The sequence below is a fragment of the Marinobacterium iners genome, from assembly GCF_017310015.1.
In the GTDB taxonomy this organism is placed as follows: Bacteria; Pseudomonadota; Gammaproteobacteria; order Pseudomonadales; family Balneatricaceae; genus Marinobacterium; species Marinobacterium iners.
Genome location: NZ_CP022297.1, coordinates 2,104,424 through 2,131,317, shown reverse-complemented (window position 1 = coordinate 2,131,317; position 26,894 = coordinate 2,104,424). Strand labels below are relative to the sequence as shown.

At 57.9% G+C, this 26,894-nt stretch carries 27 protein-coding genes; 20 read left to right on the top strand and 7 right to left on the bottom strand.

Features of this window, described 5'->3' with window-relative positions; all coding sequences use genetic code 11:
- The first annotated feature begins 121 nt into the window (after positions 1-121).
- The 7 genes from exaC (at position 122) to CFI10_RS10195 (ending at position 7,065) form a co-directional block, all read left to right on the top strand.
- Positions 122-1,642, top strand: a complete 1,521-nt coding sequence (exaC, locus tag CFI10_RS10225) for an acetaldehyde dehydrogenase ExaC (RefSeq protein ID WP_091822944.1) — start codon at positions 122-124, stop codon at positions 1,640-1,642.
- A 285-nt stretch (positions 1,643-1,927) separates the two neighbouring features.
- On the top strand, positions 1,928-1,999 hold the full coding sequence (gene pqqA / locus CFI10_RS10220; protein ID WP_003243383.1) for a pyrroloquinoline quinone precursor peptide PqqA: 72 nt from the start codon (positions 1,928-1,930) through the stop codon (positions 1,997-1,999).
- A gap of 69 nt (positions 2,000-2,068) precedes the next feature.
- Positions 2,069-2,989: a pyrroloquinoline quinone biosynthesis protein PqqB gene (pqqB, locus tag CFI10_RS10215; protein ID WP_206834337.1), complete on the top strand. Its 921-nt coding sequence runs from the start codon at positions 2,069-2,071 to the stop codon at positions 2,987-2,989.
- Positions 2,990-3,000: 11 nt separating this feature from the next.
- The gene (gene pqqC, locus CFI10_RS10210) at positions 3,001-3,759 is read left to right on the top strand and encodes a pyrroloquinoline-quinone synthase PqqC (protein ID WP_206834336.1); all 759 of its coding nucleotides are present in this window, start codon (positions 3,001-3,003) and stop codon (positions 3,757-3,759) included.
- Positions 3,752-4,030, top strand: a complete 279-nt coding sequence (gene pqqD, locus CFI10_RS10205; protein WP_091827333.1) for a pyrroloquinoline quinone biosynthesis peptide chaperone PqqD — start codon at positions 3,752-3,754, stop codon at positions 4,028-4,030. Before pqqC ends, pqqD begins: the two co-directional genes overlap by 8 nt.
- Positions 4,023-5,186, top strand: a complete 1,164-nt coding sequence (gene pqqE / locus CFI10_RS10200) for a pyrroloquinoline quinone biosynthesis protein PqqE (RefSeq protein WP_206834335.1) — start codon at positions 4,023-4,025, stop codon at positions 5,184-5,186. The genes pqqD and pqqE overlap by 8 nt, the downstream gene beginning before the upstream one ends.
- Positions 5,179-7,065, top strand: a complete 1,887-nt coding sequence (locus tag CFI10_RS10195; protein WP_206834333.1) for a S9 family peptidase — start codon at positions 5,179-5,181, stop codon at positions 7,063-7,065. Before pqqE ends, CFI10_RS10195 begins: the two co-directional genes overlap by 8 nt.
- Here the strand turns inward: CFI10_RS10195 and ccoG are convergent.
- Entirely contained in the window at positions 7,048-8,406 is a 1,359-nt protein-coding gene (gene ccoG / locus CFI10_RS10190) for a cytochrome c oxidase accessory protein CcoG (protein ID WP_206834332.1), read from the bottom strand. The genes CFI10_RS10195 and ccoG overlap by 18 nt on opposite strands.
- A gap of 107 nt (positions 8,407-8,513) precedes the next feature.
- On the opposite strand from ccoG, the gene CFI10_RS10185 reads away from it, so the two are divergent.
- The 5 genes from CFI10_RS10185 to CFI10_RS10165 all read left to right on the top strand — a co-directional run bounded on the left by CFI10_RS10185 (position 8,514) and on the right by CFI10_RS10165 (position 13,724).
- Positions 8,514-9,938 (top strand): aminotransferase-like domain-containing protein, encoded by a 1,425-nt coding sequence (locus tag CFI10_RS10185; RefSeq protein ID WP_206834331.1) that lies wholly within the window; start codon positions 8,514-8,516, stop codon positions 9,936-9,938.
- A 274-nt stretch (positions 9,939-10,212) separates the two neighbouring features.
- A complete protein-coding gene (locus CFI10_RS10180; protein ID WP_206834330.1) occupies positions 10,213-10,638 on the top strand; it encodes a GTPase in 426 nt (141 codons plus the stop codon).
- Between the two features lie 64 nt (positions 10,639-10,702).
- Positions 10,703-12,007: an IS1380 family transposase gene (locus CFI10_RS10175; protein ID WP_206834329.1), complete on the top strand. Its 1,305-nt coding sequence runs from the start codon at positions 10,703-10,705 to the stop codon at positions 12,005-12,007.
- A gap of 218 nt (positions 12,008-12,225) precedes the next feature.
- Positions 12,226-13,047 carry a YcjF family protein gene (locus CFI10_RS10170; RefSeq protein ID WP_206834328.1) on the top strand — a complete coding sequence of 274 codons (822 nt, stop codon included), beginning with the start codon at positions 12,226-12,228 and terminating at the stop codon, positions 13,045-13,047.
- Positions 13,048-13,322: 275 nt separating this feature from the next.
- Positions 13,323-13,724: a GFA family protein gene (locus tag CFI10_RS10165; RefSeq protein WP_206834327.1), complete on the top strand. Its 402-nt coding sequence runs from the start codon at positions 13,323-13,325 to the stop codon at positions 13,722-13,724.
- 87 nt (positions 13,725-13,811) lie between these two features.
- Here CFI10_RS10165 and CFI10_RS10160 read toward each other — a convergent pair whose 3' ends face one another.
- The gene (locus CFI10_RS10160; protein ID WP_206834325.1) at positions 13,812-13,907 is read right to left on the bottom strand and encodes a hypothetical protein; all 96 of its coding nucleotides are present in this window, start codon (positions 13,905-13,907) and stop codon (positions 13,812-13,814) included.
- 17 nt (positions 13,908-13,924) lie between these two features.
- Positions 13,925-14,176, bottom strand: a complete 252-nt coding sequence (locus CFI10_RS10155; RefSeq protein ID WP_206834324.1) for a type II toxin-antitoxin system CcdA family antitoxin — start codon at positions 14,174-14,176, stop codon at positions 13,925-13,927.
- A gap of 102 nt (positions 14,177-14,278) precedes the next feature.
- Here CFI10_RS10155 and CFI10_RS10150 point away from each other — a divergent pair, with 102 nt between their 5' ends.
- Positions 14,279-14,620: a gamma-glutamylcyclotransferase family protein gene (locus CFI10_RS10150; protein ID WP_206834323.1), complete on the top strand. Its 342-nt coding sequence runs from the start codon at positions 14,279-14,281 to the stop codon at positions 14,618-14,620.
- A 51-nt stretch (positions 14,621-14,671) separates the two neighbouring features.
- On the opposite strand, the gene CFI10_RS10145 is transcribed toward CFI10_RS10150, so the two are convergent.
- Positions 14,672-15,676, bottom strand: a complete 1,005-nt coding sequence (locus CFI10_RS10145; RefSeq protein WP_206834322.1) for an MsnO8 family LLM class oxidoreductase — start codon at positions 15,674-15,676, stop codon at positions 14,672-14,674.
- 147 nt (positions 15,677-15,823) lie between these two features.
- Here CFI10_RS10145 and leuE point away from each other — a divergent pair, with 147 nt between their 5' ends.
- The 3 genes from leuE (at position 15,824) to CFI10_RS10130 (ending at position 18,255) form a co-directional block, all read left to right on the top strand.
- On the top strand, positions 15,824-16,462 hold the full coding sequence (leuE, locus tag CFI10_RS10140; RefSeq protein ID WP_091828094.1) for a leucine efflux protein LeuE: 639 nt from the start codon (positions 15,824-15,826) through the stop codon (positions 16,460-16,462).
- Between the two features lie 83 nt (positions 16,463-16,545).
- Positions 16,546-17,586: an inorganic phosphate transporter gene (locus CFI10_RS10135; protein WP_206834321.1), complete on the top strand. Its 1,041-nt coding sequence runs from the start codon at positions 16,546-16,548 to the stop codon at positions 17,584-17,586.
- Positions 17,587-17,610: 24 nt separating this feature from the next.
- Positions 17,611-18,255 carry a DUF47 domain-containing protein gene (locus tag CFI10_RS10130; protein ID WP_206834320.1) on the top strand — a complete coding sequence of 215 codons (645 nt, stop codon included), beginning with the start codon at positions 17,611-17,613 and terminating at the stop codon, positions 18,253-18,255.
- Here CFI10_RS10130 and mnmH read toward each other — a convergent pair.
- Both mnmH and selD read right to left on the bottom strand, forming a co-directional pair.
- Positions 18,236-19,339 (bottom strand): tRNA 2-selenouridine(34) synthase MnmH, encoded by a 1,104-nt coding sequence (gene mnmH / locus CFI10_RS10125; protein WP_206834319.1) that lies wholly within the window; start codon positions 19,337-19,339, stop codon positions 18,236-18,238. The genes CFI10_RS10130 and mnmH overlap by 20 nt on opposite strands.
- Positions 19,339-20,373, bottom strand: a complete 1,035-nt coding sequence (gene selD, locus CFI10_RS10120) for a selenide, water dikinase SelD (protein ID WP_206834318.1) — start codon at positions 20,371-20,373, stop codon at positions 19,339-19,341. Before selD ends, mnmH begins: the two co-directional genes overlap by 1 nt.
- A 124-nt stretch (positions 20,374-20,497) precedes the next feature.
- On the opposite strand from selD, the gene CFI10_RS10115 reads away from it, so the two are divergent.
- Positions 20,498-20,944, top strand: coding sequence for a PACE efflux transporter (locus CFI10_RS10115; protein ID WP_242529954.1), 447 nt, complete (start codon positions 20,498-20,500; stop codon positions 20,942-20,944).
- Between the two features lie 15 nt (positions 20,945-20,959).
- Here CFI10_RS10115 and CFI10_RS10110 read toward each other — a convergent pair whose 3' ends face one another.
- A complete protein-coding gene (locus CFI10_RS10110) occupies positions 20,960-21,991 on the bottom strand; it encodes an AraC family transcriptional regulator (RefSeq protein WP_206834317.1) in 1,032 nt (343 codons plus the stop codon).
- A gap of 187 nt (positions 21,992-22,178) precedes the next feature.
- Between CFI10_RS10110 and CFI10_RS10105 the strand changes: the two genes are divergently transcribed.
- The 3 genes from CFI10_RS10105 to CFI10_RS10095 are packed head-to-tail and all read left to right on the top strand — an operon-like array spanning position 22,179 to position 26,877.
- Positions 22,179-23,357 (top strand): acyl-CoA dehydrogenase family protein, encoded by a 1,179-nt coding sequence (locus CFI10_RS10105; protein ID WP_242529953.1) that lies wholly within the window; start codon positions 22,179-22,181, stop codon positions 23,355-23,357.
- Between the two features lie 23 nt (positions 23,358-23,380).
- Positions 23,381-24,583, top strand: a complete 1,203-nt coding sequence (bktB, locus tag CFI10_RS10100; protein WP_277987717.1) for a beta-ketothiolase BktB — start codon at positions 23,381-23,383, stop codon at positions 24,581-24,583.
- A gap of 2 nt (positions 24,584-24,585) precedes the next feature.
- Entirely contained in the window at positions 24,586-26,877 is a 2,292-nt protein-coding gene (locus CFI10_RS10095; RefSeq protein WP_206834315.1) for a 3-hydroxyacyl-CoA dehydrogenase/enoyl-CoA hydratase family protein, read from the top strand.
- Positions 26,878-26,894: the final 17 nt, after the last annotated feature.

The window sequence follows — 26,894 nt, the reverse complement described above, 5'->3', positions numbered from 1 at the left end:
AGGCTCATATTCTCACTGCCAAGGCACTATACTCGAAGATCAGTAGCGTTCGCTAATATTGAAAGCGTCAATCGTTACTGCTCTTCGAGCGTGATGCGAATAACAACAAGAGGCTAAGAATATGATCTACGCACAGCCAGGACAGGCAGATTCCATCGTCACTCTGCAGCCGCGCTACGGCAACTTCATCGGCGGTGAATGGAAAGCCCCGGTGAAAGGTGAATACTTCAAAAACGTTTCACCGGTAACCGGCGAAGCCTTCTGTGAAATCCCCCGTTCAACCGCTGAAGATATCGAACTGGCACTGGACGCTGCTCACGCAGCCAAGGATGCCTGGGCTCGTACCTCCGTGCAGGAACGTTCCAACACCCTGCTCAAGATTGCTGACCGTCTGGAAGCAAATCTGGAACAGATCGCCGTGGCCGAAACCTGGGACAATGGTAAGGCTGTGCGTGAAACCCTGGCCGCTGACGTACCGCTGGCCATCGACCACTTCCGTTACTTTGCCGGCTGTATCCGTGCGCAGGAAGGCTCCATCGGCGAGATCGACGAAAACACCGTGGCCTACCACTTCCATGAGCCGCTGGGTGTTGTCGGCCAGATCATTCCCTGGAACTTCCCGCTGCTGATGGCGGCGTGGAAAATTGCTCCGGCACTGGCGGCAGGCAACTGCATCATACTGAAGCCTGCTGAGCAAACTCCCTGGTCCATTCTGAAGCTGATGGAAACCATTCAGGACCTGTTGCCGCCGGGCGTGCTGAATATCGTTAACGGTTTTGGTGCCGAAGCGGGTCAGGCTCTGGCGACCAGCAAGCGCATTGCCAAAATCGCCTTCACCGGCTCAACCCCGGTGGGTTCCCACATTCTGAAATGTGCTGCCGAAAACATCATTCCGTCGACTGTAGAGCTGGGCGGCAAGTCACCCAACATCTACTTTGAAGACGTCATGAACCATGAAGACGAATTCATCGATAAGTGTGTGGAAGGTACCGTACTGGCGTTCTTCAACCAGGGCGAAGTCTGCACCTGTCCGTCGCGTCTGCTGGTGCAGGAAAGCATTTACGATGATTTCATCGCGCGCGTGATTGATCGCATCAAGAAGATCAAGCGTGGCAACCCGCTCGATACCGAAACCATGGTCGGTGCTCAGGCTTCTCAGGAGCAGTTCGACAAGATCATGAGCTACTTCGACATCGGCCGTGCCGAAGGTGCTGAAGTGCTGATCGGTGGTGACAAGGAGCAGCTGGGCGATGACCTGGGCCGCGGCTACTACATCCAGCCGACTCTGCTCAAGGGCAACAACAGCATGCGCGTGTTCCAGGAAGAGATCTTTGGACCGGTCGTATCCGTTACCACCTTCAAGGACGAGGCTGAAGCCCTCGCCATCGCCAACGACACCGAGTTTGGTCTGGGTGCCGGTGTCTGGAGTCGCGACATGAACCGCGCCTACCGCATGGGCCGTGGCATTCAGGCCGGTCGTGTCTGGACCAACTGCTACCACCAATACCCGGCACATGCTGCCTTTGGTGGTTACAAGAAGTCCGGCGTGGGTCGTGAAACGCACAAGATGATGCTCGATCACTACCAGCAGACCAAGAACATGCTGGTCAGCTACGACATCAACCCGCTGGGATTCTTCTAAGGCACGGGCCTTTACAGGCCCTGTTATCTCCGAAGCACTGCACATGGATGTGCAAATCATGGCTGCTTCACCCTGGCAGTCTATTGCTCTGCAGCAATCCGTTTAACGGCCTCCGGGCCGTTTTTTTCGTATAAGGTGTAGGTACGCCGCGGCGTGCCATACCGCTGGTTGCTATACCAAGTCAGCCCTGAATTCGTTCCAAAGTACCATATTGGAGTGGTGGCACGGTTGCCTACTATCAGGGTGTCACAAAGACATATCGATAACAAAAACGAGGAACGCATTATGTGGACCAAACCTGCCTACACTGATCTGCGCATCGGCTTCGAAGTCACCATGTACTTCGCCAACCGCTGAGCACACGGCGGCCCTTCGGGGCCGCTTTTGCTTGCCGATCCTTTTTTACCCCAGCGGATACACACAATAATGAAAATACAGATACTGGGCTCCGCCGCCGGGGGCGGCTTTCCGCAATGGAACTGCAACTGCGACAACTGCAAAGGCCTGCGCAACGGCACCCTCAATGCCAAGGCCCGTACCCAATCCTCCATCGCGGCCAGCCTCAACGGACGTGACTGGATCCTGTTCAACGCCTCACCGGATATCCGCGCTCAGCTGGAAAGCTTCGAGCCCCTGCAGCCCAAGCAGGGCAAACGTGATACCGGCATTGCGGCGGTCGTGCTGATGGATAGCCAGATCGACCACACCACCGGCCTGCTGATGCTGCGTGAAGGCTGCCCGCATCAGGTCTACTGCACCGACATGGTGAAGCAGGACCTGAGCACCGGCTTCCCGGTCTTCAACATGCTGGAGCACTGGAACGGTGGCCTGGCGTGGAACCAGATCCCCAGCACCGAGACCTACAACGAATTTACCATTGCCGAAGTACCGGGCATCACTTTGACCGCCGTACCGCTGCGCTCCAGCGCACCGCCGTACTCGCCGCACCGCAACGACCCGCACCCCGGTGACAACATCGGTATGCTGCTGAAGGATGACGCCACCGGGCGTTCCCTGTTCTATGCACCGGGTCTTGGCCGGATCGAAGACCATCTGCGCCCGATTATGGAAGACGCCGACTGTCTGCTGGTGGATGGCACCCTCTGGCGCGAGGACGAGATGATCCACGCCGGCGTCGGTGACAAGCTGGGCGTGCACATGGGGCACCTGCCCCAATCCGGGGAAGAAGGCATGATCGCCTACCTGGATACGCTGGATAAACCGCGCAAGGTGCTCATCCACATTAACAACACCAACCCGATCCTGATCGAAGACTCACCCGAGCGCGGCGTGCTGAACGAACACGGCATCGAGGTCGCCTTTGACGGCATGAGCATTGAACTCTGAGGAGATCCGACATGAGCAACTGTGAACCGATGAGCCGCAGCGAATTCGAACAGGCCCTGCGCGCCAAAGGCGATCTCTACCACATTCACCACCCCTACCATGTGGCCATGTATGCCGGTCACTCCACCCCGGAACAGATCCGCGGCTGGGTCGCCAACCGCTTCTACTATCAGGTCAACATCCCGCTCAAGGATGCCGCCATTCTGGCCAACTGCCCGCACCGCGACGTACGCCGCCAGTGGCTGCAGCGGATCATGGACCATGACGGGTACGACGGTGCCGTCGGCGGCATCGAAGCCTGGCTGCAGCTGGGTGAAGCCGTGGGCCTCACACGCGAAGAGATCCTGTCCCACGAGCATGTCCTGCCGGGCGTACGCTTTGCGGTGGATGCCTACGTCAACTTCGCCCGCCGCGCCACTTGGCAGGAAGCGGCCAGCTCCTCGCTGACCGAGCTGTTTGCCCCGCATATCCACCAGTCCCGTCTGGATACCTGGCCCACGCACTACCCGTGGATCAAGGCCGAGGGCTACCAGTACTTCCGCAACCGCCTCACCGAAGCACGCCGCGATGTGGAACACGGCCTGCAGATCACCCTGGATCACTACACCACCCGCGCGCAGCAGGAGCGGATGCTGGAGGTCCTGCAGTTCAAGCTGGATGTGCTTTGGAGTATGCTCGATGCCATGACCATGGCGTACGAACTGGAGCGTCCGCCGTTCCATACCGTGACGCCGGAAAAGGTATACCACCGAGGACTGTTCAATGACTAAACCGGCGCTGGACCAAATCCCGAAGCTGAACGCCATGTTCCGCTTCCAGTGGGAAGAGGCGCAGAACTGCCATGTACTGCTGTATCCCGAAGGGATGATCAAACTGAATGACAGCGCCGGCGCCATCCTCAGTGAAGTGAATGGCGAGCAGGACTGTGCGGCCATCATTCAGGCCCTGGAAACCCGCTTCCCCGACGCCGGTGAACTGGGGCCGGATGTACTGGAGTTCCTGGCGATTGCCCATGAGCAGAACTGGATCGGCTATGTCTGAGCTCAAGTCTGAACACGGGTCCACACAACAGCAGACACCCCAGCACCAGAGCCAACCGCTCTGGCTGCTGGCGGAACTGACTTACAAATGCCCGCTGCAGTGTCCCTACTGCAGCAACCCGCTGGACTTCGCCGAGCACGGCGAAGAACTGAGCACCGATCAGTGGATCGAGGTGTTCCGTCAGGCCCGCAAGATGGGCGCGGCGCAGTTGGGCTTCTCCGGTGGCGAGCCGCTGGTACGTCGGGATCTGGAACAGCTGATCGCCGAGGCACGTTCGCTGGGCTACTACACCAACTTGATCACCTCCGGCATCGGCCTCAACGCGGACCGTATCGCGGCTTTCCGTGAAGCGGGGCTGGACCATATCCAGATCAGCTTCCAGGCCTCGGACGAAACGGTCAACAACATGCTGGCCGGCTCCAGCAAGGCGTTTGAGCAGAAACTGAAGATGGCGCGCGAAGTCAAAGCCCAGGGCTATCCCATGGTGCTCAACTTCGTCACCCATAAGCACAACATCGACCGGATCGACCGCATCATCGAGCTGTGTGTGGAACTGGAAGCGGACTTTGTCGAACTGGCCACCTGCCAGTACTACGGCTGGGCCTACGAAAACAAGGGGGCGCTGCTGCCTACAAAAGCGCAGCTGGAGCGGGCCGAGCGCATCACCAACGAATACCGTGAAAAACTCGCGGCCGAAGGTAACCCGATCAAACTGATCTTCGTCACGCCTGATTACTACGAAGAGCGGCCGAAGAAGTGCATGAACGGCTGGGGCGAAATCTTCCTCACCGTGACGCCGGATGGCACCGCCTTGCCATGCCACAGTGCCCGCATGCTGCCGATCGAATTCCCCAATGTGAAGGACAATACCCTGCAGCATATCTGGCACGAGTCGTTCGGCTTCAACCACTTCCGGGGCGACGACTGGATGCAGGAGCCCTGTCGCTCCTGTGACGAAAAGGAACACGATCTGGGCGGCTGTCGCTGTCAGGCCTATATGCTGGCCGGTGACATGAACGCGGCGGACCCGGTGTGCAGCAAGTCACCGCATCATCAGAAAATTTTGGATGCCCGTGCCGCTGCCGAACAGAGCGGCGAGTACACGCCGATCACCTTCCGCAACGAACGCAACTCACGGGTGTTTGCGCGTGGGTGAAGAGGTGATCAGTGCACAGGAGGCGGTGCAGTCGATCCATGACTACGCCGCCTTGAGGTTTCATCAGGGGCAGCTGTACGGGGTGAGCTTTGATGCCGCCACAGGGCGCAATCGGCTGTGCCGGTTTGAGGAGGGCGAGGCGGTCAGCCTGCTGCCCGATCATCTGAGCGCGCGCAGCCGCGTACATGAGTACGGCGGCGGCGCCTGGTGTCTGGCGGATGGGCGGTTCTGCTTCGTCAACGACAGCGACCAGCAGATCTGGTGCCAGCCGCTGGACGCGGCTTCCCCGGCCTATCCTCTGACGACGATGCCCGATACACGTTTTGCCGATCTGCAGTACGACGCCCGCCATCAGCGTCTGCTGGCGATCAGCGAACAGCACACTGAAACGGCGCCGGAGCCAATCAACCGACTGGTCACGGTCGAGTTGGAGGCCGGCGGCGTGGAAACACTGGCAGCAGGCGACGACTTTTACAGCTCACCGGCCTTGAGCCCAACAGGCGATCGGCTGGCGTGGGTTGAGTGGGATCACCCGCAACAGCCTTGGCGCTGTACCCGCCTGATGCTGGCGGATCTGAACGGGGCCGGGCAGATTGCTCAGGCCTGTCAGGTATCCGACACGCAAGACGCCGCCTGGCTGCAGCCGCGCTTTTCACCCGAAGGGCAACTGCATGCCGTGGTTGATCGTGACAACTGGTGGCGCATTGAAGCGCTGACCTCGTCCGGGTTTCAGCCGCTGCACACCGCCGGCAGCACAGTGCCGGAGCGCACTGAATTTACCACCGCGCCCTGGCAGTTTGGTCTGAGTACCTACGGCTGGACCGCATCGGGTGAGCTTGTCGCGCTGGGTCAATGCGATGGCTATACCCGCCTGTGGCGTTTTATGCAGGGCTCGAAGGTCGCGCAGGGCTGGCAGCCGCTGGAGCTGAGCCTGATGCCCACACGCCTGCACGCACTCTGTGTTGCGGAGACATGGATCGGGTGTGTTGCCGAGTTTGTCGATCGCGAGCCGGCTATTGTGAAGATCGATACCGAGCTGGATGCCGACGATCCTGACCAATGTACAGTCCTGGCCGGAGGGCATACTCCGACCTATGCACCCAGTCTGCCGGTGTGTGAATGGGTCGATTCCGTACCGTACTTTCTGTATCGACCAGCCAATGTGCCGCACGACCAGTCGCTGCCGCTGGTGATTTGGACCCACGGTGGGCCAACGGCCAGCACGGCCCCGGTGCTCAAGCCTGCCATCCAGTACTGGACACAGCGCGGCTTCATGATCGCGGATGTGAACTACCGCGGCAGCACCGGGTATGGACGAGACTACCGCCTGCAACTGGCAGGGCAGTGGGGCATCACCGATGTGGAAGACGTGGACGCCATTGCCTGCCGCCTGATCGAACAGGGACGGGCACAGCCCGATGCCATCTTCATTCGTGGCAACAGTGCCGGTGGCTATACCACCCTGAGTACACTGTGCCGTTCCACCCGCTTCAGCGGCGGGGCCAGCCTCTACGGCGTCAGTGACCCGGCGCGACTGAACCGGCTCACGCACAAGTTTGAATCCCGTTATCTGCACTGGCTGATCGGAGACCCCGCAACCGAGCCTGAACGCTACACGTCACGCTCGCCGCTGATGCAGGCCCACCGCGTCAGCGCCCCGGTGATCTTCTTTCAGGGCGAACAGGACAAGGTCGTGCTGCCGGAGCAAACGCGCCGGATGGCACAGAGCCTGAGCGAAAACGGCATTCGCGTTGAAACCCATTACTTCCCCGACGAAGCACACGGCTTTCGCCAGCCCGAAAACCAGGCACAGGTGCTGGAGCGGGAGCTGGCGTTTTACTGGAGTATTATCGACGCCGCCTCAAATCCCCCGCGTTAAAAACGTGGTCTGCTTGCGGGCTGATCCGGTCTGGCCGGTGAAGTGGAAGTCCAGATTGGCGCGGGGCAGATCGAAGTCTTCGGCACACACCCGATACGAGAGCCAGCTGGCGTTGTTGTCGGTCAGATCGATCAATTCGGGCCCGAACAACTCAAATGCGCCCGGCCCCTGCACCGCAACCCTGACCTGTTCCGGCTGACGGGTAAAGCCTTCCACCTTGACCCGGTAGTGGTTGCAGACGGTGTTCTCGTCCTGCTGGGTAAACAGTGCGCCACGGTCACGACGGATCTCCACCAGCAGACTGGTGGTGCCGGTGAAGCCGTACAGCACGGCACCAAAGGCGACCAGCATGACCGCGCCATAGCCTGCCAGACGCGCGCGTATCAGAGGCGAGCGTTCGCCCTCCAGCTGCGCCTCGGAGGCGAAACGGATCAGCCCTGTGGGCCGGTTCAGTTTGGTCATCACCGTATCACAGGCATCAATGCAGGCAGCGCAGTCGATACACGCGGCCTGCAGGCCATCACGAATATCAATCCCGGTCGGGCACACCTGTACGCACAGGCCGCAGTCTACGCAATCGCCGCTGTTCAGATCGGCGTTGCGCAGGCTGGCGCGGGGTTCGCCACGGCGCGTGTCATAGCTGACGGTACGCGTGGCGCGGTCGAACATCACCCCCTGAAAACGAGAGTAGGGGCAGGCATGCAGGCAGATTTTTTCACGCACCAACCCCGCATTGGCGTAGGTCAGGCCGGCCATGATGATCAGCCAGCCGGTGATACCCGCCGTCAGTTGCAGCTGCACCGCATCGCTGACCAGCTCACGCATCGGGATGAAATAACCGGTAAAGGTGAGCGCCGTCAGCAGCGACAGCCCGATCCAGAGCAGGTGTTTGGCGATACGGCGCAGCAGGCGTGTGCCGCCGAGCGGTTTGCCTTCGGCGCGGGCACGCTCACTGGCCCGGCCCTCGGTGAAATCCTCGATACGAATGAACAGCCAGGTCCAGATGCTTTGCGGACAGGCAAACCCGCACCACACCCGTCCCCAGGCTACCGCCATGAAAAACAGCAGGCAGGCTCCGGCAATCATCAGTCCGGCCAATAGTGGCAGGTCATGCCAGGACAGGGCATGGCCGAACAGTATGATCTGTCGCTGCGCAAACGAAAACAGCAGCCAGGGCTGTCCATCCACCTGCACCCACACCAGCCCGAAAAACAGCGCGATCATCGGCCAGCTGCTCAGTCGGCGCAGGGTCTGAAAGCGGCCCTCGGTCAGCCGCACATGAAATTTGCCATCGCGGGCGTAGGGCGGGGTGTAGTCTTGAACGACAGGTATCTTTTCCATGCTGGGCGGTCCCCTGAATTGTTGACCGGGCAAGATTACGCTTGTACTCGCAACAGGTTCAGGTATAAAAAAATAAAAATAAATCGGTACAGATGGGTACAAACGGCATGACATCGGATTATCGCTATCGGCAGCTGGAACACTGGCTGCTGCAGGGCATTCAGGAGCAGCGCTGGCGGCTGGGTGAACGCCTGCCGTCGATCCGTACCCTGTGCCGTGAGCACCGCCTGTCGAAGGCCACGGTGCAGCATGCGCTGCAGCGACTGGAGGCCCAGGGCTGGCTGGAAGCGCGTCCCAAGGCCGGCTACTTTGTCACCCTGAGGCCAGCGCCGCCCGGCGAGCAACAGGGCGCGCCCGGTCATGCCCGAGTCATTCAGCCGCCACGGCCCGTGAGCGTGAGTGATCTGCTGCTGGATATCATGCAGCGCAGTGCCGCCTTTGACCTGCTGCCTGACCTGAATGCGGGCGAGCTGCCGGCCGGCATCGTGGCGCTGAACCGCAGCATCGGACGGGCATTGCGGCGTCAGCGCGGTGACGATTACCAGTATTATGATGAGCCCGCCGGGTCGATCAGCCTGCGCGAGCAGTTGGCGCTGCACTATGCCCGTCGCGGCTGGGCCGCCGCAGCGGATCAGCTTTGCATTACCTCGGGCTGTCAGCATGCCCTGTTTCTGGCGTTGATGGCCTGCTGTAAGCCTGGTGATGTGGTGGCCGTCGAGTCCCCCGGGTTTTACGGTGTGCTGCAACTGCTGGAACAGCTGCAACTGCAGGTGGTGGAAGTCCCTGCGGGTGCAGACACCGGCATGGATATGGACGCAATGGACGCGGTACTGCAGCGTTGGCCGGTCAAGGCCTGCATCGTCTCGCCCGCGTTTGCCACCCCGAGTGGCGCACTGATGCCCACTGCAGCCCGGCAGCACCTGCTGGCGCTGGCCGAACGCCATGATCTGGCTATCATCGAAGATGACATCTATGCCGACACCGCGCTGGGCAGCCCGCCCGACCCGCTAAAGGCGCTGGACGGTGATGACCGCGTGATTCTGTGCAGCTCGTTCTCAAAGTCCCTGTCGCGTGACCTGCGTCTGGGGTGGATCGCCGGTGGCCGCTGGCACGCCCGTATCCTGCACCTGAAACTGGTCACCCAACTGGCCAGCAGCCGCACCCTGCAACAGGGCGTAGCCGACTACATGGCCGATGGCGGCCTTGCCACCCACCTGCGCCGCCAGCGGAACGCCCTGCACCAGCGCCGCGACCAACTGATCGCCGCCCTCAACGCCTGGCCAATCGACCTGCGCGTCAGCAGGCCCACTGGTGGCCTGGCCGTCTGGGTAGAACTGCCCAATACATTCGATACGCTGGCCTGCTACCCCCGCGCGCTGAAGCAGGGCATCGTCATCACCCCGGGCCCGCTGTTCTCGGTATCCGGCCTGTTCAAACACTGCCTGCGCATCAGCTACGCTCACCCCTGGGATCGCAAGCGTTTGGCCGCGCTGAACCAGTTGCCCGAGCTGTTGGCAACAGGCAACAAATGAGGCATATTTGAACTCTGCCAGCGGGAAGTCGGCAGCCACAACGACAGGGAAAAGAGGATGGGTCGATGACCGGGATGGTTTGCAGCTTCAATATTTTATCGGTTCATTGTTTCCTTTCTCGTGTTATGTCTCGTGTTGTGGGTGACTGTCACCGGTTGCGGTGTGGCCTTGTAATTTTTATTTTCATACAGTTAGCGGAGACAACTAGAGAGCCACCCATAAGTCATAAGCAATAATTCTCACCATTAACTGAAGTGATACGGAGAAGAAAGCAATGAGCGATTATATTGATTTCCTTGGTGATAGCTACAACGAGGAAAATAATGAATATTATCACGACAAGGCTAAAGCTAAAGCATTAAAAGAAAAAGATAAATGCAATATCATTATTTGTGGGGCCAGTGGTGTAGGAAAAAGCACCTTAATCAACGCTATTTTTGGGGAGGAAGTCGTTAAAGCTGGGGCAGGAAAGCCTGTTACTCAGCACCTTGAAAAAGTTACTATCCCCGAAAAAGGAATTTGTCTTTGGGATACTAAGGGGATTGAAGCTAAAGACTACCAACGCACTATGAATTCTCTAGAAAATGAATTCAAGCAAGCCATTGATAAGGCTGAGGATTTCAGTGAAATTCCTCACATTGGTTGGGTTTGTCCTGATTCCGTGACTTACAACCCCACTCACACCTCTACAACACTGTAACCACGCGGCCTGCGGCGGTAATATGGACGCCATTCTCGATTCACCCAGGCAGTGATATCTGACTATGCGTACCTTCAAGCTTGAACAGTCAAAAACCGAGATTATCACACCCCACGGTGGTCTGGCGCTGGTTGGGCACAGCGTGAACAGGATGACCTCTCTGGCTAAGACCTCGCGCTCCATCGTCAAGCGCCATGGCATCGCCAACATCGACCTCATCCGTACCTACCTGGGGTTGATTTGCCTTGGCAAGAGCGACTTCGAAGCGGTCGAGCACGCACGCCATGATCCCTTCTTCAAAGCGGCCATGGGCATCAAGCAATCACCTTCATCGGCCCGGCTGCGTCAGCGCTTTGATGAAGATGCCCGCGCACTGATCCCGTTATTGGATGAGGCCAGCGTCGAGTTTCTGTGTAACGCTTCGGTGCCTATCGGCACACTCACCACCGGGCACGTGCCACTGGATATGGACGTGTTTCCCATGGACAACAGCAACAGTAAAAAAGAGGGCGTGGCCTATACCTACAAGGGGCATGACGGTTATGCCCCCATCGCGGCCTACCTGGGCACGGAGGGCTGGTGTCTGGGCTGTGAGCTGCGACCGGGTAACCAACATGCCAATAAAGAGTTTATTCACACCCTCGACCGGGTGCTGCCTCGAGTCCGAGAGCTGACCGATGCACCGCTACTGGTACGTCTTGACAGCGCCCATGATGCCGCCGAGAACCGGGGGTACTTCCGTGCGCACGGGGCAGACTACCTGATTAAGTGGAACCCCCGCTCACAAGATGGACTGGCCTGGGTCGACAAGGCTCATGCGGCCGGCGCACTTTGGTGCCATACCCGACCGGGCAAAATGGAAACGCTGGTAAGCGAACCGCTGGATGGCACGGACGACCGCCTGATCGTCAAGGTGACGGTGCGCCAGAGTGACAGTTCAGGACAGCTGTTTTTGGAGCCGGAGGTCAGCCTGGAGGGCTGGACGACTTCACTCACATCGGACGCAGCAGATAACGCCAAGGTCATTGCGCTCTACCAGGATCACGCCACCAGCGAACAGTTCCACAGTGAGTTCAAGACTGATCTGGATCTCGAACGTTTGCCGTCAGGGAAGTTCGATACCAACGACCTGGTCATAGCCTTTGCCGTACTGGGCTACAACATACTGCGTTGGATGGGACAGAACGCGCTATTGGGGCCGGATGCACCGGTGCGTCATCCGGCCAAGCGTCGGCGGCTGAAAACCGTGATTCAGGAACTGATGTATATGGCCTGTCGCTTAGTCAGCAGCGGTCGTCGTCTCCACCTGCGCTTCGGACGACATTGTCCCGGTTTCGGGGCATTCAGTCGCGTCTACGGGCTGGCCTGATCCGGACTGTCGGATTTACAGCCATTCAAAATAGCCACACGCCCGAGCGCCATGCATGGCAGGGTATGCCTTGGCCTGCAGACAGAATCGAGACGAAATACTGCGGTGAGAAGCATGATCGATGCTGCAGTGGCGTAGATTAACCCGGTACACGTTAGATAAGATCGAGCTGTGTTAAAGAGCGAGGTCGTCTTCAGTGCTGGGTGCTGCAACAGCGGGTGAAGTCACTGATTCAGGTTTGTATTAAAGCGAGCAGTGATCGTGTTGAAGATCGTGACATCACGTTGATCCGCTTGTTGGCAGATCAAAAAATTCCGGCAGTCGTTGTTTTTACCCGAGTTACAGGTAACGCTGAAAAAGAATTTGTTAAAGAAGCGCAGCGCATAATTGATAAAGAATATAAAGACTTTATAGGTGGTGCTTATGTTTCCGTTAACTCGGTGCCATATGAAATTGATGAAAACTATGTTGTAGAGGTCAAAGGATTGGATACTTTGACTGAGGTTACTGAGGAACGATTTCCAGAAGGAAAAAAGTCAGCAAAAAATGCTTTCATCAAAGCTCAGCGTATAAAAATGCGAAAACGTCTTGAGGCAATGAAATCAGATGCCGCAACTGTTGTTCATTTTGCTTCTGCTGCAGCGGGCACCGCAGGTGCTTCGCCTATCCCTGGATCAGATGCACCAATCATCGCTGCAATACAGAGCACTATGATTTATAAGATTAATACAGAATTTGAGCTGGACGCGGATAAATCAAGAATGACATCTGTTTTGACTGGCATCATGGGTGTTACCGCACTTGCACAAGTGGGAAAAACAGTGGTTTCCAATGCCCTGAAGTTCATTCCAGGAGCTGGTACATTGGTCGGCGGTGCCATTTCTGCCGCCACTGCGGTTGGCATTACAGAAGCAGTTGGCCACGCATATATTGCTGTTCTTGAAAAGTTCTTCGATATGGATGAAGGGAAAGTAATTTTCCCAGAGAATTCAGATCGAATTATATCTGCCTTTAAGGACGTGTTCAGCTATAAGAAATAACACTCTTGGATCAAAAAATGTCGACTAATTTTAGAACGCCCTGCTATTGGTTTTGCGAGGATTTGATTCGTTATTTTCAATCCAAACTTGAGATTATCGAGGCGCAGTGCTGGATTTATGCGGCAGTGGATGAAGCATGATAAGGGGCCGCGAACCGGCTGGTTGTGTGCCGGTTCGCAATCTCATCGTATTACTGATGCTATGCTAGCAGCCAGTAACTGTTCATAGAGTAAGGGGGGCAACCCGGCGGAATTGATTAACCTAAGGAGACGGTCATGACCGAACATCTTGGTTCCTGTTTGTGTGGCACTGTGCGCTTCAAGGTAGAAGGGGCGTTTGACAGTTTTTACCTCTGTCATTGTCAGCACTGCAAGAAAGATACGGGGTCGGCTCATGCGGCCAATCTGTTTTCACAATCGGCTAAGCTGAGTTGGCTATCGGGTGCCGATGCCGTGACCTTATTTACGCTGCCGGGTACTCGTCACAGCAGGTGTTTTTGCAAATTCTGTGGCTCGGCCTTGCCCAATACTCAGATGGCCGGTGTGCTTATCGTACCGGCAGGGTCTTTGGACACTGAGGTGTCCATAGTGCCAACGGCCCACATCTTTTCGTCCAGCAAGGCCCACTGGGAAGAGGCGTCAGAAGAGGTGCCAACGTTCGAGAAGCTGCCGGGTTGAGCGGCCATCTGTACTAGATTGTTACGTGCGGTTGAACTTGAGGTGAAAGGGGGGAGCCCCTTTTGCTTGCTTCTATTAGCCCTGTGCTCAAATCCCTGTAACGGCCAGATCCAATGCCGCGATAATCTGGTCTCTGAAATGCGCGAGGGTGCCGACCGGGTTTTTCAGTTGTTTCTCGGGCATAGAAGAGATTTGCGGGATTAACAGTAAAACTCCCTGAATTCGTCACCGAAGCATCCATGTTGCTCGACAAAGTCATTGTAGCGTTGAATCGCGGTGCGATTTTCCTCGACCCATTGCGTGGCTTTGCGTTTTGATAGCTCTTCCCTGAGTGCCTGTTCCAGGGTGGCCGACAGGTTTATATTCAGCTCGCGTGTTTTGCGCAGCAAGTCGCTGTTGATCGACAGGTTGGTTGCCTTCTTGGGCGCGGCAGTATTATAAAGTTCGGTCATTGGGCCTCCCAATTGGCTATCCGGTACACTGATTCAGTCTATGCGCAGGGTGATGCGCATTCAAGCATTCAAACAACTCAATAGCACTATCGGAGTCACAACATGCCATCACTGTTCTCCTACGGCACCCTGCAACAGCCATCGGTTCAGGTCGCCAACTTTGGCCGCGAGCTGAGCGGTCAGCCCGATACCTTGCAGGGCTATGTCATTGGTGAGGTCGAAATCACGGATGAGCGGGTGCTGCGTGAGAGTGGCAAGGCGTTTCATCCCATTCTGCGCCACACGGGGAATGTTGCGGATGAAGTGCAGGGCACGGTATTCGAGCTGACGGATGCGGAGCTGGCACAGGCGGATGATTACGAGGTTGACGATTACGTGCGGGTGGCGGCACGACTCAAGTCTGGAACACAGTGCTGGATTTACGCGGCAGCGGATGAGGCGTGATGCGGGGCTGCGATTCGGCCGATTGTGTGCCGGTTCACAGCCCCATCGGTGTTACAGGTGCTTGGCCAGCAGTCGGTAGCTGTCCATGCGGTCATGGTGGCTGTAGGTGACGCATACAGTGCCGATCTCGTCGCAGCCGAACTGGCTGGCAAGCTGTTCCATCTCCTGCCAGCACTGGTCGGGGGTGCCGACGGTGTAGCCGTTCAAGATGTGGTCGTATTCGGCCTGATATGAAGCGGGCAGTTCGCGGTAGCGGTCCTGTACCTGTGACGGGGTCAGGAAGTCTTCGCGCTGCCCCATCTGTGCCGCCAGTTTGCGGTACACGGCGGTACCGGCGCGCAGTTTGGCTTCTTCTTCGGTGTCGGCACAGATGCAGGCGATGGCGAGCATTTTGTTGGGTGTGCCTTCATGACCCGCCTTGTTCCACTCTTCGCTGTAGCTATCGAAGATAGAGGGGTGGCAGTTGTCCGGATCGATGAAGCGGGCCAAGGCGATGTTGTAGCCCAAGTGGCCGGCCAGACCTGCACTGCCGCCGCTGGAGCCCAGCATCCAGAGTTCGGGCTTGATGCTGTCGGGCAGTACGTTGATGCGGCTGAAGCGGTGTTCGGCGGGCAGGTTGGCGTTGACGAAGCCTGCCAGCATCTGGGCCTGTTGTGCATACAGGTCGCCGTGGTGAGGCTGGTGCGGGTAGGCCAGCGCCTGCGAGGTTAGGCCGGTGCCGCCGGGGGCGCGGCCAATGCCCAGGTCGATGCGACCGTTGTTGAGAGTCGCCATCATGCTGAAGCTCTCAGCCACTTTCAGCGGGCTGTAGTGCGACAGCATGACGCCACCGCTGCCCACGCGGATATTCTGGGTCAGGCTGGCAATGGTGGCCACCAGAATCTCGGGGCAGGGGTTGGCAAAGTGAATGCTGTCGTGGTGTTCGGCCACCCAGTAGCGGTGGTATCCCAGCGAGTCGCACAGCTGGGCCAGCTCGATGGTGAGGCGCGGGGCGTCAATTTTCGGGTGTGAACCGTGTACCGGTGACTGGTCGACAACAGACAGTTTGATGCTCATGGGGATCTCCTTGATTAACTTAATATGTTAATTAAATTAGCCGCAGGATTCAATTCGGATCTCGGTGTTACCGCAGAGCCACGCGAGCAGTAGGCAGGCTGGTGGGTTAGGCGTAATATGCACTTTTCTGCATGTGGAGCCCCTGACATGTTCGGTATTACAGACCTTGCGACCTTTATCATCGGTACAATCGTGATCGTGCTGCTGCCGGGGCCCAACTCCATGTATGTGATGACCACCGCTGCCCGCAACGGAGTAGGGGCCGGTTTCAAGGGTGCAGCAGGTGTGTTCTGCGGCGATCTGGTGCTGATGACGCTGTCGGTGGCCGGGGTGGCCTCGCTGGTGCAGACAACCCCCTGGCTGTTCAATCTGCTCAAGTATGCCGGTGCCCTGTATCTGGTCTGGCTGGGGCTGGGTTTGCTGCGCTCGGCGCTCAAGCGTGACCGGGATCAGCAGGTGCTGGCCGATATTCCATCCGGCAGTGGCCGCAGCCCTTTTAAAGTGGCGTTGACCATCAGTCTGCTGAACCCCAAGGCGATCCTGTTCTTTATGTCGTTTTTCATCCAGTTCGTTGACCCGAACTACCACACCCCCTTGCTGACCTTCACCCTGCTGGGTGTGATGGTGCAGATCATCAGCCAGACCTATCTGGCGAGCCTGATTCTGGGCATGGTGTTCCTGAAAGGGCGTTTTCAGGCGCGCCGGGGCATTGGCGCAATTGCCAAGACCGGTGTTGGGGCCGGATTCATCGGCTATGGCCTGAAGCTGGCACTCAGCAGCAACTAACGCGCCTGCGCACCTATTAAATGCCTGCATCCTCTGTGGCTTTGCTATGCTTGCAGAACATTCCGCAAGGATTTTGATCACGTATGGATACAGTCTGGCTGTTTATCCTGCTCGCCAGCGCCATGGTGGTGCTGTTCGACTTCACCAACGGGTTTCATGACGCCTCCAACATGGTGGCGTCGGTCATCGCATCGCGTGCCATGTCGCCGGTGCAATCGGTGCTGATGGTGGGCACCTTTACCTTTCTTGGGCCGGTGCTGGGCGGTACGGCGGTAGCCAATACCATCGGCAATTTCGTGACGCTGGACGACCTGCCAACCACGCTGTCACTGACGGTAGTGCTGTGTGGTCTGTTTGCGGCCACGGCTTGGAACTTGATCACCTGGTGGCGCGGCCTGCCGTCGTCCTCGTCCCATGCCCTGGTCGGTGGCCTCTGTGGTGTGGTGATGGTGTCGGCCGGGCCGGATCAGGTGGTCTGGGGTGTGCAAGAGCTGGCGCAAGGTCGCATGACGGGTGTGACCAAGGTGCTGCTGGCGCTGGTGCTGTCGCCGCTGATCGGGTTCTGGTTCGGTTTTGTGCTGCAGCGGCTGATGCTGGTGCTGCTGCGTTCGGCCAGCCCGCTGGTTAACCGCGAGCTGCGCGGTGCCCAGTGGCTGACCACGGCCGGTCTGGCGTTTTCACACGGTGCCAACGATGCGCAGAAAAGCATGGGGATTCTCACCCTCTGTCTGCTGCTGGGTGGTCAGCTGGATGAGTTTGAGGTGCCGTTCTGGGTGATCCTGTTGTGCGCCAGCGCCATTACGCTGGGAACGGTGCTGGGCGGCTGGAAGATCGTGCGCACGCTGGCGTTCTCGATCTACAAGATTCGCCCCCTGCACGCACTCAATTCTCAGCTGACATCGGCGGGGGTGGTGTTCATGGCCTCGCTGGTGGGGGCACCGGTATCGACCACCCATGTTGTGTCGTCATCCATTATGGGGATCGGCGAAGCGGAGCGTCCTCGGGCCGTACGCTGGGCCAAGGCACGGGAGATCGGTGTCACCTGGTTGGTGACCATTCCCGGCGCAGGCGTTTTGGCGGTGTTGTGCTATCTGTTGCTGCGCCTGATTGGGTTGGCGCCCTGAATCGCTATTGAAATGGAGCCACCTATGGCTGAAACGGAAAAAGAGGGCGTACTGCAACGCCTGCTGGATCGTATGATTCCTCGCCCAGCGGACTTCTTCGCTCTGCTGGCCGAGCAGAGCGAGATGGTGACAGAAACCATCAGTAATCTGCATCGTTACATGCATGGGCCTTCGGCAGAGTTGGAAGAGCTGTTGTGTCAGGATGAACATGCTGCCGATACGCTGAAAGTACGCAACATTCGCTATCTCAATCGTGCGTTCTCCACCCCGATCGACCGCGAGGATATCTACCGGGCCATCGAATCACTGGACTGGATCATCACTCACTGCAAGAGCACCATCAATGAGTTGCTGGATTTCGGTATCGCACCGGACTCCCACATGCAGGCTATAGTGGAGGAGTTGATGCAGGGTTGTGAGGCCTTGGAACAGGGCTTTCGCACCCTCAGTATTGACCCGGCCGGAGCGGTACAGGGCGCCCATGATGCGCGCCGGGCACACCGTCATATCGAGCGGCTATACCGGCGCAGCCTGGCGGAGCTGTTTCAGGGAGAGGTGACGACCGAAATGCTGAAAAAGCGCGAGATCTACCACCACCTGATGGACGGTTCGCGCCGCCTGCACGCGGCCGCCAATGTGCTGCACGACATTATCGTGAAGCTGGTGTGAGCGACTGCAGAAAAGCCTTCACCTCTGAGCGGTTGCCCTTGAACAGAACCGGTTGCGCGTTGCGCTCGCTTTGGTAGGCGTACATCGGGTCGTAGTACTCGTTCAACAGAGCGTTGATCCAGTCACGGTGAAGACCGGTTTCGCCGCCGTGTCGCTGTGCCTCAAGGGCCTGATCCATTAACGCTGCCAAGCGCTGATGACGCTCGCTGCCCAGTCGCTTGACGATGTTGCCAAGGCTGTTGCGCAGGCGTTGTGCAAAGGTTTCGAATCCATCCGTTTCGCCCTGTTGCTGGATAAACTCGGCTGACAGGTCGATCACATAGTCCTTCAGAATGCGCTCGATACGCTGCTCGATGGGCTCCTCCAGCCAGACCAGCGGGGCGGCCTTGAAACGCAAATGCAGCGGCAGTGGTGTGGCGCAGCTGCCGATGGCACGGTTTTCATCTTCCACCACCAGCGTATCAAAACCGGCATCGCGCTTGCGCAGAATCTCCAGCGCCAGTGCGTTTTCAAAGTTGATTTGGGTGGGCTGCGGGCTGGCATGACGGCCAAAGCTGGAGCCGCGATGGTTGGCGTGACCTTCAAGATCCACTGCGTGATCGAGCTGATGTAACAGCTCGGTCTTGCCGCAGCCTGTCAAGCCGCCCAGACGGACAAAGTGGCACTGCTGTGCGGCCTGTTCCAGCGTATCGATCAGAAAGCCGCGCAATGCCTTGTAGCCACCCTTAATGAGCGGGTAGTCAATACCGGCCTCTTTCAGCCATTGCTGAGTGGTACGCGAACGCAGACCACCGCGAAAGCAGTACAGGTATCCCTCGGGGTTCGCTGTGGCAAAATCAACCCAGGCTTGCACCCGCTCAGCCTTGATCTCACCGCTGACCAGGCGGTGCCCGAGCGTAATGGCCGCCTCCTGACCGTGGCGCTTGTAGCAGGTACCGACCTTGTGACGTTCTTCGTCACTCATCAGCGGTAGGTTAACGCTGGTGGGGAAGGCGCCCTTGGTAAACTCCACCGGAGCGCGGGTATCCATCAGCGCCACGCCGCTGAGCAGAATCGCGCGATAATCCAGGCTGTCGGGGCGCATCAGTTTAGCTCAACCGCGTATTCACGAGCATCAGTCAGCTGACCGATCGGCTCAAGCGACAGCCCCAGTTCGTCCGCTGCGGCCAGGAACTCATGGCTGGAATCGGGTGAAACAGCCACCAGCAGGCCGCCACTGGTTTGCGGGTCACACAGCAACTGCTTCTGATCATCTGAAAGGGCGCTGACGCGGTGGCCATAGCTGTCAAAGTTGCGCCCGGTTCCGCCTGGCACACAACCCTGTGACAGGTAGTGCTCAACCGATGCGATACGGGGCACCGCGCTGTAGTCCAGCTCGGCGGTCAACTTGCTGCCGTCGGCCATTTCCACCAGGTGACCAAGCAGGCCAAAGCCGGTGACATCGGTCATGGCGGAGACGCCTGCAAGCGTTGCAAAACGCTGTCCGGCACGGTTGAGGGTACACATCAGCTCGGTGGCGACCCCCTGATCCTCGGTGCGCAGCTTGCCCTGTTTTTCGGCGGTGGTGAGAATACCGATCCCCAATGGCTTGGTGAGGTAAAGCTGATCACCGGCTCTGGCCGTGTCGTTGCGCTTGAGCTGTGACTTGTCGACGCGACCGGTAACGGCCAGACCGAAGATCGGCTCCGGTGCATCAATCGAGTGCCCACCTGCCAGCGGAATACCCGCCAGATCACAGACTGCGCGGGCGCCGCGTATCACGTCACCCGCGATTTCGGCGGGGATCAGATTGATCGGCCAGCCCAGAATCGCAATCGCCATCAGCGGTGATCCGCCCATGGCATAGATATCGCTGATCGCGTTGGTGGCGGCGATGCGGCCAAAATCGAACGGGTCATCCACGATCGGCATGAAAAAATCGGTAGTGGAGACGATGCCGGTGTGATCATCAATGGCGTACACGGCAGCATCATCGCGCGATGCGTTGCCGACCCAAAGGTTGGGGTCCAGTGTCTGGCTGCCGCTGCCTGAGAGAATGGTGTCGAGCACGGCAGGGGAGATCTTGCAGCCACAACCGGCGCCGTGACTGTACTGGGTAAGACGTATGGGTGTGGACATGGGCAACCTGTATTAACAAGGGCAATGACAACGGGCCAGGACAGATCCGTGGCACAGGCAGCAAACGTAGCTGCCACGGGCGCTGGAGTCAATCCACTGGAGCTTGCGAAACGGGCGGGATAGAATGCGCCTTTTTGGTTTGAGGCAGATCATGCAGGGGCTGAAACGCAGGCTGACGTACGTTGTACTGTATGAAGGACTTGCGCTGGTATTGCTGAGTATTACCTTCAATGTGCTGTCGGATGAAGGGCTGGCGCACGCGGGTGTATTGGGTGCACTGACCGTGTTGATCGCGGTCAGCTGGAATTTCATCTACAACCTGCTGTTCGAATGCTGGGAAGCCCGTCAGACCACGCGGGGTCGCAGCCTCGTGCGCCGTGTCGGTCATGCGGCTGGTTTTGAAGTCAGTTTATTGCTGTTAACGCTGCCTCTGTTTGCCTGGTGGCTGCAGCTGAGTCTGTTTGACGCGTTCCTCCTTGATGCCGGCCTGACGCTGTTTTTCGTGTTTTTTACCTTTATCTACAACTGGGGGTTTGATCGCGTATTCGGTCTTCCTCTGGCAGCCCAGTAGCTGTTACTGGACTGCTCATGTCCTGCGCCATCGCATGGGTGATTGCCCGGTCCAACGCTTGAATGCGCGGCAAAAGGCGGCTGGCTCGGCAAAGCCGGTTTGCTCGGCCACTTCCTGAATACTCAAGTGCTCGTTGTTGAGCAGCTTCATGGCAAAGTCCTGTCGCAAGGACTCCTTGATCATCCTGATCGATGTACCTTCATCTTGAAGACGGCGACGCAAGGTTCGGGGGGTTATCAGCAGATGTCGGCTGCTATCCTCAAGATCGGGCATGCTGTCCAGATCGTGCCGCTGCAGCAGGACCTTTACGCGGGTTTGCAAACTGCTGTCACGCACCGGTCGACGCAGTATCACCGCGGGGCAGTCCTGCAGGAAAGAGTCCAGCTCACTTGCATTTCGGACGATCGGCAGTTGTAGAAAACGCGGGTGCATGCAAAACCCGCAGCGCTCCTGCTCGTATAGCAACTCACCCAGAAACATGGCGCGGTATGACGCGGCATGACCAGGGGTAGGGTAGGCGAAACTGGTACTTGCCACGGGAATCTGCTGACCGACCAGCCAACTCGCGAAACGCTGCCACATCAACAGCATGAACTCCTGCAGCAGGTGATCCGGGTCTTCTCCGTCATGCTTCAGGTGCAGGCTGTAGAACACCAGCGAGGCATCGTCTTCAGGATCAAGCCCAATATCGAGATCATCCGTAACCGCCCGATAAAAGCGGGCACTCTGGCGCAACATGCCGCCCAGTGTTTTGGCCCCGCAGGCCAATTCTGCCATCAGTGCAAATACACCTCTTCTGCAAATACTTGGCGATAGCCCCATGAACTCGCAATGGGTAAAGCGCCAAACGGCACGGATGAGATCACTCAATTGTTGCTCGGTGAGCAGCATTTCAGGGCGATTGACCCAGTCCACTGGAATACTGGCCTCGTGAAGCAAGGTATCACGACACGCGCCACGCCGCAGTGCACCGCTGAGGCAAGCATTGATGAAATGGTTGGCGATGTGCGCCTTGTGGGAAGGGCGTGGAAGCTCATGTGCTGACATCTCGCCATTGTGCAGAACGGCTCAGGTCATGCCAAGCATTCTGCAAAGCTGCATCAGAAATTGGCCATTTCGATCAATTAAAACGACCGGTTCTGTCATTCAAAGCCATTATTTAAAGGCTTTAAATGGCCTTAATGGTCAACCGGCCGGTGGCCCCGAAGGTAAAAACAACAATAAAGGGCTTAGTATGAATACACAGATGCACAACCTGAATCATGAAACGGCAGAGGACGAGGATCGCGCTCTGTTTCAGGAAATGGTCAGACGCATTCTGCATCAGGAAGTGGCGCCTGACTACGAGGAATGGGAAGCGGCACACCAGCTTCCACGTGACCTTTGGTGTCGGTTGGGCGAGGCCGGCCTGCTGGGTGTTGATCTGCCCGAGGCACTGGGCGGCTCGGGAGCCGGTGTTGAAATCTGCCTGATGATCTGTGAAGAGATCTCACGGCAGGGGTTTGGTGGTCTGGCCAGCGGTTACAACATCCACACCAACATTGTGATCCCCTATCTGTTGCATCTTGGCTCTGACGCACAGCAACAGCATTGGCTGCCGCGCATGGCCAGCGGTGAGGTACTGGGAGCCATCGCGATGACGGAGCCGGGGGCCGGCAGTGATCTGGCTGCGATGCGCACCACGGCCGAAAAGGTTGAGTCGGGCTGGAAGTTGAATGGCACCAAGGTGTTCATCACCAATGGGCAACTGGCGGATATGGTGATTGTATGTGCCAAGACCGATCCCGCCGCCGGTGCCCGGGGTGTATCGCTGTTTCTGGTTGATACGCGCCTGCCGGGATTCTCACGCGGCAAGTCAATCCGCAAGATCGGGCAGCACGCCAGCGATACTGCGGAACTCTTTTTTGATGATCTCATCGTGCCCAACGAGGCCCTGCTTGGAGAAGCCGGGAAGGGGTTTGCCTACCTGATGCAGGAACTGCCACGTGAGCGTTTGGGTGTTGCAGCCCAGGCGCTGGGTGCCATCGAAGGGGCCATGCAGCTGACGCTGGAATACGTGCAGGAACGCCATGCCTTTGGTCAGCGCATCGCTGATTTCCAGAACTCACGCTTCACGCTGGCACAGGTGCGTGCCGAGCTGGAAATGGGGCGTGCCTATTTCAACCAGTGCCTGCAGCGATACAGAGCAGGGCAGATGAGCCCTGTCGATGCCGCAACGCTGAAGCTGATGCTCAGCGAGATGCAGTGCAGCAGCATCGATCGCTGCCTGCAACTGTTCGGCGGTTATGGCTACACACTGGAATACCCCATTTCGCGCTTCTACGTGGATGCGCGCATCCAGACCATTTATGCCGGTACTTCCGAAATCATGAAGGAAGTGATTGCGCGCGACATGCTTGGCCGTGTGGCCTGACAGAACAATAAGAGGATTTAATGATGAGCGAGACTCTCATGTTGCAGGATGTAGTGATCGTTGCCGGAGCCCGAACGGCAATAGGCGGCTTTGGTGGCAGCCTTGCAGCCTATACACCGGCCGAACTGGGTACTTTTGCAGGCCGCGCAGCCATTGAACGTGCCGGAGTTGATGCCGGCGAGATCGATCACGCCGTGTTTGGACATATCATCACAACGAGCCCGCAGGATGCCTACCTGTCACGTCATATTGCGCGCAACTGTGGTTTGCCGGACAGCTCGGCTGCATTGAACGTCAACCGCCTGTGTGGCTCGTCCGTTCAGTCCCTGATTTCGGCGGCGCAAATGATCCAGTCCGGTGCCAGTCGTATTGCCCTGGCCGGTGGGGCTGAAAGCATGAGCCAGGGTGCCTATCTGTTGCCGAAAATGCGCTTTGGGCAGCGTATGGGGGATGCTCCTGCACTGGATATGACAGTCGGCATTCTGAGTGATCCCTTCGACAGTGGCCATATGGGGATCACGGCAGAAAATATCGCGCAGCAGTATGGGTTTACCCGAGAGCAGCTGGATCAATATGCCTGTGACAGCCACCACAAGGCTGCGGCGGCCATTGACGCTGGTTACCTCACCGATCAAATCGTCCCGGTACCCGTGCGAAAGGGCCGCGAAACCCTGCCGTTTTTCATTGATGAGCATGTTCGCCCTGATGTGGACTTTGCTGGTCTGCAGCAGCTGCGTCCGGCCTTTAAAAAGGATGGTATTGTCACGGCGGGTAACGCATCGGGCATTAACGATGGCGCGGCTGCACTGGTTATGACATCAGCTCAGGAAGCGGAGCAGCGTGGGCTTAAGGCCAGGGCGCGTTTTGTCAGTTATGCCTTTGCGGGAGTGGAGCCTCACTTGATGGGACTGGGGCCGATTCCGGCAGTCAAAAAGGCTCTGCAACAGGCCGGGCTCTCCATCACTGACATTGACCTGATCGAATCCAACGAGGCATTTGCAGCGCAGGCAATGGCGGTTGCGCAAAGTCTTGAGTTCGATCCGTCACGTGTGAACGTCAATGGTGGTGCGATTGCACATGGTCACCCGGTGGGAGCCACTGGCTCCATCATTACGCTCAAGGCGCTGTATGAACTTGAGCGTCAGGGTAAGCGCCGAGCGCTGATTACCATGTGCATCGGCGGTGGTCAGGGTATTGCGTTGATAATCGAGCGACTGGAGGGGTGAAAATGGGTAACCAGAACACATCAAAACCTGTCCGCAGGGTGGCCGTAATCGGTGCCGGTGTCATGGGCGCCGGCATTGCCGCTCAGGCCGCTAATGCCGGTGCTGACGTACTGTTGCTTGATATACCGCCAAAAGATGTCGCATCAAATGCCTCTGCCGCCGAGCGCAATGCAATTGCGGCAGGTGCCGTTGAAAGAATGCTCAAAGCCGGTGCGGCCGGCGGCTTTATGGACACTACGGTCGCAGAACGCGTGCAGGTCGGCAATACGGAGGATGATCTCTACAGGCTGAAAGACGCTGACTGGATTGTTGAGGTGGTGGTAGAGCGCCTTGATGTCAAACAGGACCTGTATCGACGGATCGAAGCGGTGCGTGCACCCGATGCGATTGTTTCGTCCAACACCTCCACGATCCCCTTGGCAACCCTGATGGAGGGGATGCCTCAAAGCCTGCGTGAGCACTTTGTGGTAACCCATTTTTTCAACCCGCCACGCTACATGCGTCTGCTGGAGCTTGTCAGCTCTGAGGATACGCGCCCGGAGGTAGCGGAACGGGTGAGATCATTCATCGATCATGGCATGGGTAAAACGGTGATTCACTGTAATGACCGTCCGGGTTTTATCGCCAACCGATTGGGTGTCTACTGGATGCAAGTTGCGTTGCAGGAAGCTATCGCGATGGGATTGAGTGTTGAGGACGCCGATGCAGTGATGCAGGTGTGCGGATTCCCGAAAACCGGCATTTTCGGGCTTTGGGATCTGGTCGGAATCGATCTCATGCCTGAAGTGACAGCGAGTCTGGCACGCCTGCTGGAAGAGGATGATCCGTTCCAGACATACGCCGGTGCTGCGCCTGTGATTGAACATATGCTGGCCAGGGGTTGGTACGGTCGCAAGGGCAGGGTTCTGCAGGGGTTCTATCGGCAGTTCACTGATTCTGATGGCCGCAAACAGCGTGAAGTGCTTGACCTGGTCGCACTGGAACACCGGCCTCCTCAGGCGGTCACGCTTGAGTCTGCACAGTTGAAGCCAGGACAGATCGGTGAATTGTTGGCCAGCGATGATCAGGGGGGGCTTTATGCCTGGCGAGTGCTGTCACGGGTGCTGGACTACGCCACGCGGCTGGTGCCGGACGTAGCCGATGCAATTGATGCGATCGACGCCGCCATGCGACTGGGCTACAACTGGCGATTCGGCCCGTTTGAGTTGTTGGATCGAATCGGTGTCAGTGCGTTTGCTGCACGTGTGCAGGATGAAGGTCGCTCCCTTTCGACGTTTGTCCGTAATACGTCTGGGCAACCTTGCTACAAAAATGCCGAACAGCTGGACTGGCAGGGTCAATACCGTCCGATCTCCCGAGATGCAGGGATCATTGACTGGCAGAGCATTGTGGCCCGCCCAGCCATTCATACGTTCGAACGCAGTGTGTTGCGGGAGTTGGACCAGGATACCTGGTGTCTTGAGTTCAGCCATAAGGTGAATGCTCTCAGCAGCGTGCTGCTGGATGAGATTGAAACAGCCCTGGCCGAAGCCATTGCCGCTGATAAAGGGCTGGTGCTGTACAGTGCCAGTGGCATTTTTGCTGCGGGTGCTGACCTTAAGGAGTTTGTCGCCATGACAACTCAGGAAGGTGCCATTGATCGCTATATCCGTCGCGGGCAGCAGCTGTTCATGGCCATTCGCCAGGCACCTGTTCCGGTTGTTGCCGCCGTGGCGGGCAAAGCGCTCGGCGGGGGGCTTGAATTGATGTTTCACTGTCATGCCGTGCAGGCGCATGCCGAGTCACAGCTGGGGCTGGTGGAAAACAGCGTCGGCATTGTTCCGGGATGGGGCGGATGTCGTGAATTGTTGGCCCGCAGTGCAGAGCGGTTCGGTGGTTCAGAGGCAATCCAGCATACATTTACATTGATCCGTGAGGCCTCTGTCACCGCTTCGGCGCTGCAGGCGCGTCAATGGGGCTTTCTGCGCGACAGTGATGGCATCAGCATGAACCGTGATCGCTTGTTGTCGGATGCGCTGGCGCTGTGCAGGCAGTTGCGCGATGCGCCCGAACACAGGCAGCCAACGCTGTCGGCGCTGCAGCACTGCGTACCAGCCAAACCACTTGCTGTTGGGGGCTATCAAGCGGTACTTGAACAGCATCTGCTTGACCTGTTGAACCTGGCAAGTGAGCCCGGCTGGTTTGATCGCTTTGCTGACCATGAGCGGCGCTGCAATCTGGCGTTGCTGCAGTACCCCGAGTCCGTTCAGCGTATGCAGGCCTTGCTGGAAACAGGTCGCCCGTTGCGTAACTGAGCGGGTTTAAATGCCTG

Bases quoted from the DNA above. Each gene is read 5' to 3' on its own strand.
- exaC (WP_091822944.1), top strand. From the start codon at position 122: ATGATCTACGCACAGCCAGGACAGGCAGATTCCATCGTCACTCTGCAG.
- pqqB (WP_206834337.1), top strand. From the start codon at position 2,069: ATGAAAATACAGATACTGGGCTCCGCCGCCGGGGGCGGCTTTCCGCAA.
- pqqC (WP_206834336.1), top strand. From the start codon at position 3,001: ATGAGCAACTGTGAACCGATGAGCCGCAGCGAATTCGAACAGGCCCTG.
- pqqD (WP_091827333.1), top strand. From the start codon at position 3,752: ATGACTAAACCGGCGCTGGACCAAATCCCGAAGCTGAACGCCATGTTC.
- pqqE (WP_206834335.1), top strand. From the start codon at position 4,023: ATGTCTGAGCTCAAGTCTGAACACGGGTCCACACAACAGCAGACACCC.
- ccoG (WP_206834332.1), bottom strand. From the start codon at position 8,406: ATGGAAAAGATACCTGTCGTTCAAGACTACACCCCGCCCTACGCCCGC.
- CFI10_RS10185 (WP_206834331.1), top strand. From the start codon at position 8,514: ATGACATCGGATTATCGCTATCGGCAGCTGGAACACTGGCTGCTGCAG.
- CFI10_RS10180 (WP_206834330.1), top strand. From the start codon at position 10,213: ATGAGCGATTATATTGATTTCCTTGGTGATAGCTACAACGAGGAAAAT.
- CFI10_RS10175 (WP_206834329.1), top strand. From the start codon at position 10,703: ATGCGTACCTTCAAGCTTGAACAGTCAAAAACCGAGATTATCACACCC.
- CFI10_RS10165 (WP_206834327.1), top strand. From the start codon at position 13,323: ATGACCGAACATCTTGGTTCCTGTTTGTGTGGCACTGTGCGCTTCAAG.
- CFI10_RS10160 (WP_206834325.1), bottom strand. From the start codon at position 13,907: ATGCCCGAGAAACAACTGAAAAACCCGGTCGGCACCCTCGCGCATTTC.
- CFI10_RS10155 (WP_206834324.1), bottom strand. From the start codon at position 14,176: ATGACCGAACTTTATAATACTGCCGCGCCCAAGAAGGCAACCAACCTG.
- CFI10_RS10150 (WP_206834323.1), top strand. From the start codon at position 14,279: ATGCCATCACTGTTCTCCTACGGCACCCTGCAACAGCCATCGGTTCAG.
- CFI10_RS10145 (WP_206834322.1), bottom strand. From the start codon at position 15,676: ATGAGCATCAAACTGTCTGTTGTCGACCAGTCACCGGTACACGGTTCA.
- leuE (WP_091828094.1), top strand. From the start codon at position 15,824: ATGTTCGGTATTACAGACCTTGCGACCTTTATCATCGGTACAATCGTG.
- CFI10_RS10135 (WP_206834321.1), top strand. From the start codon at position 16,546: ATGGATACAGTCTGGCTGTTTATCCTGCTCGCCAGCGCCATGGTGGTG.
- CFI10_RS10130 (WP_206834320.1), top strand. From the start codon at position 17,611: ATGGCTGAAACGGAAAAAGAGGGCGTACTGCAACGCCTGCTGGATCGT.
- mnmH (WP_206834319.1), bottom strand. From the start codon at position 19,339: ATGCGCCCCGACAGCCTGGATTATCGCGCGATTCTGCTCAGCGGCGTG.
- selD (WP_206834318.1), bottom strand. From the start codon at position 20,373: ATGTCCACACCCATACGTCTTACCCAGTACAGTCACGGCGCCGGTTGT.
- CFI10_RS10115 (WP_242529954.1), top strand. From the start codon at position 20,498: ATGCGCCTTTTTGGTTTGAGGCAGATCATGCAGGGGCTGAAACGCAGG.
- CFI10_RS10110 (WP_206834317.1), bottom strand. From the start codon at position 21,991: ATGTCAGCACATGAGCTTCCACGCCCTTCCCACAAGGCGCACATCGCC.
- CFI10_RS10105 (WP_242529953.1), top strand. From the start codon at position 22,179: ATGAATACACAGATGCACAACCTGAATCATGAAACGGCAGAGGACGAG.
- bktB (WP_277987717.1), top strand. From the start codon at position 23,381: ATGAGCGAGACTCTCATGTTGCAGGATGTAGTGATCGTTGCCGGAGCC.
- CFI10_RS10095 (WP_206834315.1), top strand. From the start codon at position 24,586: ATGGGTAACCAGAACACATCAAAACCTGTCCGCAGGGTGGCCGTAATC.